Origin of the sequence: Terriglobus sp. YAF25 (assembly GCF_052113305.1) — a bacterium.
Classification (GTDB): domain Bacteria; phylum Acidobacteriota; class Terriglobia; order Terriglobales; family Acidobacteriaceae; genus Terriglobus.
Map to the genome: position 1 here is coordinate 1 of NZ_JBFRCY010000124.1, position 9,188 is coordinate 9,188.

Sequence of the window (9,188 nt, forward strand, 5' to 3'; positions counted from 1 at the left end):
CCCTCCCTGAAGGTTCCGGAAAACGAAAGAGCAGCGTTTGAGAAGGCCGCAATCGCAGAGACTTCCACCATTCTGAACTTCATGCAACGACACAAACTCTCGATCAACTCCATGAGGGACTTAGCCAAAGTTTCGGATTTGGCAGCTCAGGAGGCTCTGGCGCGAAATCCGAATCTTTCCCCGGAAGAGGCCGCCAAGCTTCAAGAAAGAGTCGGCAATCTAAAGATCATCGCAGACCAATCAACGGAATCGGCGAGACGTAATGAGCACTCCCCGCGACCGCGAGCTTCCGACGTCCCTCTCGATAAGGGCGTGGGGCCTATAGTCCAGGGAGGGCTGAAATGGCTCGGCGGCGGTCCCGAGTCTGAAGGAAACCGCGCCGTTCGGTCCAGTATCCAAAAAGCCTCCTCCAGCATGAAGGGCACCGGCGCCTGGATTGATCGGGGCTCGAAGGTTCTTATTGCGGCAGGTGTCGGCGATCCGGTGATTAATCAACTGCTCTCAACTCCAAATGGACAGCAGCTTGTCATTGAGGCAGGAAATCTGTCACTTGGCTCACGCCGCCTGGTAGCGATCCTCCAGCAGCTTGGCTATGGTCCCCAACCTTAGGAAGAGTGCGCAGACGCCGTAAACCCTGCTCCTTGTTACCGGCGATGGGATAGTAGAATTGCGTCGCATGCAGTTCTTCCCACAAGTTAGTGACCGTTGGAGGTTATGGAGCCTTGGAACAGCGATTCCATTGAGCCTCTTTGGCTTGCTCCTGCCTTCCTCCAGGCAAAAAGCGGCCTATGCCATCTTGATGGTAGCGGCATGCATTTACGCAATTACGTTCACGATCCGCCTCGTGGGTTGGCTTATCACCAAGCTGCTGCACCTTCTTCGATTTCGTTCAGCTTCCACGGTTGCTAAGACAATGAGTCGTGTACTCGGCGTATCGCAAGCAAATGAGAAAGACTTTCTGGAAGCAGCCACGTATGGCCTTCCCATGCTTCAGGCCATCGCTGTAAAAGATAACGTCGCAATCGCTGGCGTGGTCGACCTGCGGGACCAGGCAATGTTGATGGCAGATGCCTTCGAATCGTGGTATCGCGGAGAGTTTCTCCATATCTGTGGCAATGCGTACATTCCGGTCTCCGAACCCGCCAATGCCTGGCTTAAGATCAATGAAGCATCGGAAGCAACCCTGGCAGAGATCTATCAGCACTATCTAAAGCTCATGGACTGGCTGCATTCCGGTAATCAACGTTATCCAGTCATTACAGAAGAAGATAAGGCGATGTTACGGAAAGAGCGAGATCTTCTTGGAGATCTCCTGGATAAAGAGGTTGCTTTCAGACTGAATCGTCCAGCCACGGATTTAGCCAACCTGAGAGCGTTACTCTCCTGGCCGCGAGTCATTCAGTACGAGGCTCTCGCAACAAGTCAGCGAATACAGGCTGCGGGAAATAGCGTTCATGGCCTTCTCTCGAGCAGCATCGTCGACTTCAGGGTCAGAAGAGCACTTTTGCAGATCCGCCCTCAGGATATTCCCAGCTTCTAGCTTGGCGTGCCTGTGCACCACAAGCTGACGGAACTGGCGCATCTTGCACCATGCATCTCCGAGATACTGAGTCTCGCGCCTTTGCAGTCGAGCCAGAGAACCTCCTCACACGTTCGATGATCTGTGGAGCATTTCTCCTGTAGGTGTAGTGCAGGGCTTATGCATCTATGGTACCGGAGCTCCACCACAGTCTGACGTCACCAGTGTCTTCGGCCGCAAAGGAAATGTAGTCGCCGTAGCGGGAGACTACACCTGCTCCCAGATCACCGGCGCCGTCTGCTCGATACCGACGATCTACTACCAGACCATCCGCGCCGGCGGTACCGATCTGACACAACGTGCAAAGCTGAACCTGATCGCCGGAACAAATACCGGGGTCGCATGTGCAGATAACTCAGGGGCAAATTCGACGGACTGCACGTTCACGAACAGCTCTTCGACACCGAGCTCAACACAAACGGTTGTAACCGGGTCCCGGTCATTCGGCTCGCCCTACCAGGCAACCGCTGACAACATCTTTGTTAGCGGTCAAGGAAGCCTGCACTCCGGATCTGGAGACAGCAAGATCACCTGCTACTCGGACGCATCATCATCGCCGTCTACCGTCGTCTACGCCATGACCACAACCTCAACGATTGCCGGGATGCCCCTCGGTTTCTCTTTCCCTGTGATCAAGAACAACTATTACCGGTGCGACGTCACGAACCTTGTAAATTCCACGCCGGATTCATGGGTTGAAACCACCTTCCACTAGAGCATTTTTCCTGTAGGTGTAGTGCAGGGCTTGTGCATCTATGGGCGTTTTCCTCAATGAAAACGCCGCTTCACGCCCCTTTCGGGATACCCAGCAACAGGAAAAATGCTCTAAGGACGACAACATGATCAAGAGACTTCTCTACTGGGTCGCTATCGGCCTTCTGCCGGCCTGTGCAATCGCATCGACGTCGACGGTGACAGCTACCGTATCGGATACCGATGGTCAGCGATGGACGAATGGAAGCTGGTCGGCGCAGATCCTCATGCCCGGCGGCATCTTCGCCGGCACCAGACCCACGATCGGTGGAGTCATCGTGCCATCGACGGCAAGCGGCACTCTCGACGCGACCGGCGGCATGACTGCGGTTCTCACGGACACGAACTCACTCGACCAGAGCGGCGTGCAATGGCAGATCACGGTCTGCCCCAATGCCAGCGTTACTCCGTATGGTGAGACCGGATGCGCAGTCCTCGCGCCGCGGCCGATTGTTGGGGCAACCGTAGATCTGACGGCATATCTGAACGCCGTCGTTGCACCGCGCTTCCCCGCCGGAGCCGGCGCCTTTGGTTATCGCGACGGAGAAGTACGCGCGCCGAGCGTAGTCGGTGTGAGCTACTTCAATACCAGCACTGACCCCACACTGGCCGGCTTGCGTCTGTGGGATGGGCATCGTTGGGTTGCGGGCGGAGGAGCGCCACCGGTGACGTTCAAGACCAACGGGAACCCCAACGGTTCACAGACTCTCTATAACCTTACCCAGGGCGACGGGATCAATTTTTCTGAAAGCGGCGGCACAGTCACCATCTCTCAGGGACCCACCTTCGCCATCAGCACTTTCACCGGTGGCCAGACGATAGAGATTGGCGCATCGGTGACAAACCCAAGCTTCGGCGCAAGTTATACGGTCGCACCGGCGAGCGCGACTATCACGAACACTGACGGCATCAGCTCACCGACAAATCTGCTTCCTCCATTCACGAGCGGCACAGTAACGGGCACCTTCACAAAAACTTCCCAGGCATCGACGACCTTCACGCTGAACGCGATCGGAGCAACGACCAAGACCGCGACGCAGACGATCAACTGGTCACCGCGCGTGTTCGGTGGAGTGGGCTCGGCCGGGGCGACCTCGGCAACGGCATCCGGAACGAACGCAGTTCTCGGCGGCGGCGGAAGTGGAACACTCTCAGGCGCCGGCATCTCCAATAGCCAGGTTAATCAGATATTCGGCCCCTACTCGCCGGCCAACCAGAAGATCTACCTGCTCATCCTTGGCAACGCTCATACGAACATCGTCGACAACCTCACGGGTTTTGCGATGCCGTTCAACACGCCCATCGCGGTGACCTTCATCAACCAGAACGGCGCCGGCGTGACGATGTATCTCTACGAGTCCACAAACCTGCTCAACGGCACTTTCAGTCCGAAGGTAGCCAACTAAGGAGACCCCTCGCAATGCGTAAGCTGTTTGCGTTATGCGCCCTGCTGGGCGCTTTTTGTGCTGCTCACGGCCAGATCAACCTGACCGGTCACTCTGTGGTCCCTTCGACTACTGACTCGGACCACGGTCTTTCCTCTGTCGTTATCGGTGATGCCAACTGCAATGTCACATCCCCCAGCGGCTGCACCGTCCCGAGCGGAACCGGTCCCTATCGCGGAACCTTCATGGTCACGAGCTCCGTCTCATTGACGGCGGATCGCTGCCTGATTCTGCCGCTGTCACCTGGACGCGCGGTATACGTAAAGAACTCGACGACCGGCGGGAAGCAAGTATGCGTCAAGGGATCCACTGGCGGAGCCGCAACTTTCGCCAATGGACAGAGCGGCGTGGCGTTCTCAGACGGCACGAACTATAACGTCATCTCCGCGAACGGTAGCAGCACCGCTGCTCTCGGCCTGGTCATTGCTGACGGCGTGACCTATACGACCATCCAGGCTGCCTACACTGCGGCCTGCGGCRCGGTCCCGAACCTGAATGTTTACGTGCCGGCGAGTTCCACCGTAACGGATGGAGTTTATTCGACGCCCAACTACATGATTTCGACCTGCACATCCCAGGTTACAGACGATCGATCGGGAAGCACCTACAGCAGCAGGGGCAGCAATGTGTTTCTGGCGCAGACCCCTCGCAGGGATTATTTCCCGCGCGAAGGCACGCTCAAGTCGCATTGGATCGATCTTCTCAATAACGGAGTTACTCCCGCTAACACCGGCATTCCTTCTATCGTGCAGTGGCCAGTCGCATTTCACGGCGACTCGGTGAGCGGTTTTGCAACCTTCTACACCCTCATGCAGTCGTCCTTCGGATTGGGTGTCGCGGGTTTTTATAGCAGTGCGGCGCATGTAGGAACCGGTAACAACGAAGGCTTTTATGGGCTTGGACAAGGTTCAATCAATCTCACTTCGCTAACGAGCGGGACTGTGACTAACTCCCCGAACGGAAGCGCAGACCCAACCACCGTGAATGGTTCCTCAACCATTCTGGGGAGCTCTAGCACGACGGGAACCCTAACGTTCTATTTGGTTGCTTCTCAGCAGGGCACTGAAACCCGCTTCCGCAACATGCAGCAGGCTTCAATCTTCTATCTTTGCGACGGTAAGCCAGCAACCATCAATGTGCAGAGCTCCCCGGACGGGATTAATTTCTTCAATGAAACCATCGGCTCGGCGCAGCCCAATGCCTGCGCCGCCACGGGTGGTGTTGTCGCTGTGGGAGTGCAGGGCGTGGGCAGCGGACAGGGATGCAATACGCTGACGCTCGGAGCTACTGGAGGAACGGGGTTTGTCGGAACCGCAGAGCCCAATTCTTCAGGTGCAATCGATCATGTTTTAGTGAACAGCGCCGGCAGCGGCTATAACCCATACACATCGACCATCACCGTAACGTCTGGTTCCTGCACAACCCTTCCTTCCTGGGGGAACATACTCACTTCCAATATCAGCATCCAGCAGGCAGTCATTTCGCATGATGGCATCGGCATCGTGAAGATCACAAATTCCGGGGATGCCGTAAAGCTTCTCGGCTGGGGACTCTACAACCCCAACCAGAGCGGCATGGTATTTGAAGACATGGGTTTTGGTGGCAGCAGCTATGACAGCTTGTTTGCGGCTCCGGACTCTTACACGACACCCTGGTATAACGGAATGCCGGTACCGGATACGATCTACACGCAATATCTCGATAACAGGAACGAAGCTGGAAATCCCCTCGAAACCTGGTTTCAAAAAGACTACGACCGCACCGTTGCTCAACATGCGGCAAAGGCGGCAACCTTCGGAACTCTCTCGGCTTGCAACGCCGCCGGCTATGGATGGGATACGCTTTGCAACCCCTACACCCCGGACCTTGTTTGGGTCAGCGGTTATCCGGGTGGAAATACAGCCATCGTTGGCACTGGCACGGGGGCCGGTGGTGATCTCGCCGTGATGAATCAAGTCACTAAGATCAATCGGGCGGGAGGAAATGCTATTTATGTCGATGACACTAACTCTCAACCGAACGGTCAAGACAGCTTCCGCCGTGTGATGTTTGGTCAAGCCGACACAACTCACCAAACGCCCGGTGGTCGCGCCCTACAGAACTCGATCACGCAGCAGATAGGCGGGATACCGCAGCAGGATCTCTATGCGAGTAAAGCATTCACTGCGGTTCACGTCGGACAAGGCTCTGTGACGACCCCGAGTGTTTCCTTTATTCGAACGGGTGGAGAGGGCTTTATCTATAACAGTGGGTACCGACAGATTATGGCGCTCGGCGGACTCGTCGGCGAAGGATCCATCACCATTACACCCGGAACTTATGCCAACCCCTCGACCTATATTCCGGTGACCGGCTCAGCGTCTGCGACATACATGATCTGTGCAGCTGGGGCTACGAATCTTCAGCCTATTGGGTGCACTCCGGCAGTGTCCATTACCACTGGACCAACAACCCTGAGTTCAACCAACTATGTTCAGGTTTGCCTGGCGCGCCCGATTTTGGGAGCTGCTTATTATGCGCTAATCCGCACCGCGGGTTACAGCGGCCCAATCGTTGTTTACAACACCGTTTTGTATACGAATGCCAATACCCCGCCTTGCATGAACGACACTGGCCAGGCTGGTTCGACCTATACCGCATCTCAATGGAATCCTTCCGGATATTTGCGTATAAACTCGCCAAATGCTCCGGTTGATTTTGGTGGTTGGGCGTCAGTCCGTACGGCAGACAGCTTGTATGACCTCCAATTTGGAGAAGGAACCAACGCTGGTCAAATAGGCGGTTTCGGCATTGCGATGCGTACAGTAGCAAATGTCAATAACTTCTGCCGCTTCTCTCTTGGCGTTAGTACGAGTTGGGCCGGAGCTCTAGGATGCGCTGGCACCTATACAAACGCGCCTTTCAACTTTCTCAATCCTATTTACATCAATCCAGGAAGTACAACAGCACCAAATATAGACATTGCCACAGCAACAGGGTTTATGACTGGCACCGTGCCGATGTTCAGAATAAGAGCAAACAGCAGCGCTGGAGCCTGCCCCTCTGGCGGATGCGGTCTGTTTGTGAGCTCAGACGGAGCCTTTGCCGGATACCTGGCACTATTCGACTTCAACGGCGCACGGAAGTTCGGCATCAAGCCCTCTGGACTTGAGTTCTTCGGCAACACGCTCTACCCGATCACAGCCGTTCCAGGTACGGGAGTGAACCTGCTACGCTCCATCGGCAACCTCAACAACGGAAACCTCGCCGCCTTCGATGCAAGCAACAACGCAGTAGACAGCGGAGTTGCAACCTCCAGCCTTTATAGTCTCGGCGGAACGGTCAATGTCGATAGCTGCACGCTTGGATCCGCCGCTGGGAGTGGGACATCATGTACTGCCGTCGGAGTGGATGCTGCGCATATTGTCACCGTGACTATGGGCAGCGGCGCGACAACAACGGGAAACCTTGTCACGATAACTCTCGCCACGAACAGGCCAAGACCAACCCTTGCTGTTTGCAGCCATAGCCCCTCAACCGTCGCAGCCGCAACGGATTATTCAAAGTCCATCATTGTCGGAAACGCGGCCAATCAATACACCATTGCATTTCCTGCATCGGCTCCGACGGCCAGTGTCACCTACACATGGTCAGTCACTTGTCCATAGAACTACCACTGCTGGATTACCTTTTTGGCCCCGTTCGCGGGGCCTTTTCACTGTCAATCAGAGGGACCACATGGAGATAGATCGAGAGGTACTTGGAGACATGATCGAAGCCCGCGCCGCCGCTGCAATTCAGAAGTACGACCAGACAGTCATCATTCCCCGTGAAAACGCGGCGCAGGCTAGCAGCCAGGCGACGCTCGACGAACTTGGACGGAAGGTGGGCATCCTCTGGGACCATCTGCAGAGCGCGAAGGGCGCCTGGTGGATGATCGGCGTGCTCGGCACGGCTGCGGTCATTCTCGCCAATCACTTTTGGAAATGACAGCGATAGAACTAATCGAGCCCGTCGAGGGCCGCATCCGCTGGATGTACCTCGACACAGAGGGCCTCGTGACCGCGGGAGTAGGCGAATGCCTGGAGACTGCGGACGAGGCCTGTGCTTTCTTCGGACGCAATGTGACGGCCGACTATGACCACGTGGCTGCGATGCCAAAAGGCATGGTTGCCAGCCGGTACTGGTATCCCGGCTGCCCGCTGCTCACAGATGCGCAGATCGATGCGCGGCGGGACAAGTCGATCGCAATCGCAGAAGGCGATGCGCGGAAGCTTGTGCCGCCCTTCTCTGGTCTGAGCCCGACACGTCAGGCCGTCCTGGTCGACATGTCCTTCAACCTCGGCCACAAGCGCCTAGCGGGATTCACGAAGACGCTAGCGCTGCTCGCTGCCGGCGACTTCAATGCGGCTGCAGACGAAATGCTCGATTCCGCATGGGCGAAAGAGGTTCCCAAGCGGGCGAAGCGAGACTCCGACCTCATGCGGGCCGGATAACAAAGGAGAATCTATGTCRCCAAACACGCGGCTTTGGCTGCACGGCCTTGGTGCTGCCTTTATCGGCGGCGCTGCCACTTCTCTCGCCACAATCCTCGTGGACTCTGAAAAATTCAATATCGATACACTCCTGGGACTACAGCACCTTGCAGTTGTCGCCATTGTTGCCGGTATCGTCAGTGCCGCCGGATATCTGAAGCAGAGCCCACTTCCTCCCGTCGAGGAGAGCCGAACGGCAGGCTCGAAACTTGCTGCGTTCCTTGTCGCTTCCCTGCTGCTGGGCTCATTCGGATTGACAGGCTGCAACGACTTTGAGCGCAAGACATTTCAAACACTGTCCGCCTCCAAAACCCTTATCGATCAGGCCCAGATCGACTATGAGACAGGTACGCTGCCTCACACGCAAGCGTCCTACGACGCGGTTAACAAAGCAAAGGACGCGCAAACCGCAGCGGTCCGGGCCTTCCAGATGTACGAGGCGGCAAAGCTGACCGTGGATCAGGACAGCGATGTGACGGCGCAGATAGCTGCGTTGAATAGCGCACTGTCCAACCTGGGGCCGGCGGTAGTGAGCGTCAAGCAGATCTATGTCGGAGGACAGTAAATGAGCAACGACACAACTGCGGCAGCAATCATCAGTACAACCGAGGAGATCCAACGCGATGCGGCGATCGTGCTTGAGATCATCAAGGATACCTATCCGCAGGTTTCGGATGAAGCGGCTGTCGCTGAAAGGATTCTGACGATACTAGCGGCGCTCGTTGCCAAAGCGCTGACAGCGTATGCTGCCGCCTCCGGTACGCCCATTACACCGGCGAGCATCGAGAGCCTTATGCCGAACCCGACCCGATTAACGGCGCCCAACAGCTAGAGCATTTCTCCTGTAGGTGTAGTGTAGGGATTCCGTATCTATGGGCGTTTTCCGCAATGAAAACG

The 9,188-nt window shown here is 56.3% G+C and carries 9 protein-coding genes; all 9 read left to right on the forward strand.

From position 1 onward, the window contains the following. Positions 1–609 (forward strand): hypothetical protein (locus tag AB4043_RS07020; protein ID WP_442306746.1); only part of this gene is annotated, 609 nt, incomplete at its 5' end. 67 nt (positions 610–676) lie between these two features. Further along, positions 677–1,540, forward strand: coding sequence for a hypothetical protein (locus AB4043_RS07025; RefSeq protein ID WP_442303026.1), 864 nt, complete (start codon positions 677–679; stop codon positions 1,538–1,540). Positions 1,541–1,688: 148 nt separating this feature from the next. After that, entirely contained in the window at positions 1,689–2,294 is a 606-nt protein-coding gene (locus tag AB4043_RS07030) for a hypothetical protein (protein ID WP_442306747.1), read from the forward strand. Positions 2,295–2,418: 124 nt separating this feature from the next. Continuing rightward, positions 2,419–3,738 (forward strand): hypothetical protein, encoded by a 1,320-nt coding sequence (locus AB4043_RS07035; RefSeq protein WP_442303028.1) that lies wholly within the window; start codon positions 2,419–2,421, stop codon positions 3,736–3,738. A gap of 14 nt (positions 3,739–3,752) precedes the next feature. Beyond that, positions 3,753–7,424, forward strand: a complete 3,672-nt coding sequence (locus AB4043_RS07040; RefSeq protein ID WP_442306748.1) for a hypothetical protein — start codon at positions 3,753–3,755, stop codon at positions 7,422–7,424. Positions 7,425–7,494: 70 nt separating this feature from the next. Beyond that, positions 7,495–7,746: a hypothetical protein gene (locus AB4043_RS07045; RefSeq protein WP_442303030.1), complete on the forward strand. Its 252-nt coding sequence runs from the start codon at positions 7,495–7,497 to the stop codon at positions 7,744–7,746. Next, a complete protein-coding gene (locus AB4043_RS07050) occupies positions 7,743–8,252 on the forward strand; it encodes a glycoside hydrolase family protein (protein WP_442303031.1) in 510 nt (169 codons plus the stop codon). The genes AB4043_RS07045 and AB4043_RS07050 overlap by 4 nt, the downstream gene beginning before the upstream one ends. A 13-nt stretch (positions 8,253–8,265) precedes the next feature. Beyond that, complete coding sequence (locus AB4043_RS07055) at positions 8,266–8,856, forward strand: hypothetical protein (RefSeq protein ID WP_442303032.1); 591 nt, start codon at positions 8,266–8,268, stop codon at positions 8,854–8,856. Then, positions 8,857–9,123, forward strand: coding sequence for a hypothetical protein (locus AB4043_RS07060; RefSeq protein WP_442303033.1), 267 nt, complete (start codon positions 8,857–8,859; stop codon positions 9,121–9,123). It begins immediately after the preceding gene. The last annotated feature ends 65 nt before the right edge of the window (positions 9,124–9,188 follow it).

Bases quoted from the DNA above. Each gene is read 5' to 3' on its own strand.
- AB4043_RS07025 (WP_442303026.1), top strand. From the start codon at position 677: ATGCAGTTCTTCCCACAAGTTAGTGACCGTTGGAGGTTATGGAGCCTT.
- AB4043_RS07035 (WP_442303028.1), top strand. From the start codon at position 2,419: ATGATCAAGAGACTTCTCTACTGGGTCGCTATCGGCCTTCTGCCGGCC.
- AB4043_RS07045 (WP_442303030.1), top strand. From the start codon at position 7,495: ATGGAGATAGATCGAGAGGTACTTGGAGACATGATCGAAGCCCGCGCC.
- AB4043_RS07050 (WP_442303031.1), top strand. From the start codon at position 7,743: ATGACAGCGATAGAACTAATCGAGCCCGTCGAGGGCCGCATCCGCTGG.
- AB4043_RS07060 (WP_442303033.1), top strand. From the start codon at position 8,857: ATGAGCAACGACACAACTGCGGCAGCAATCATCAGTACAACCGAGGAG.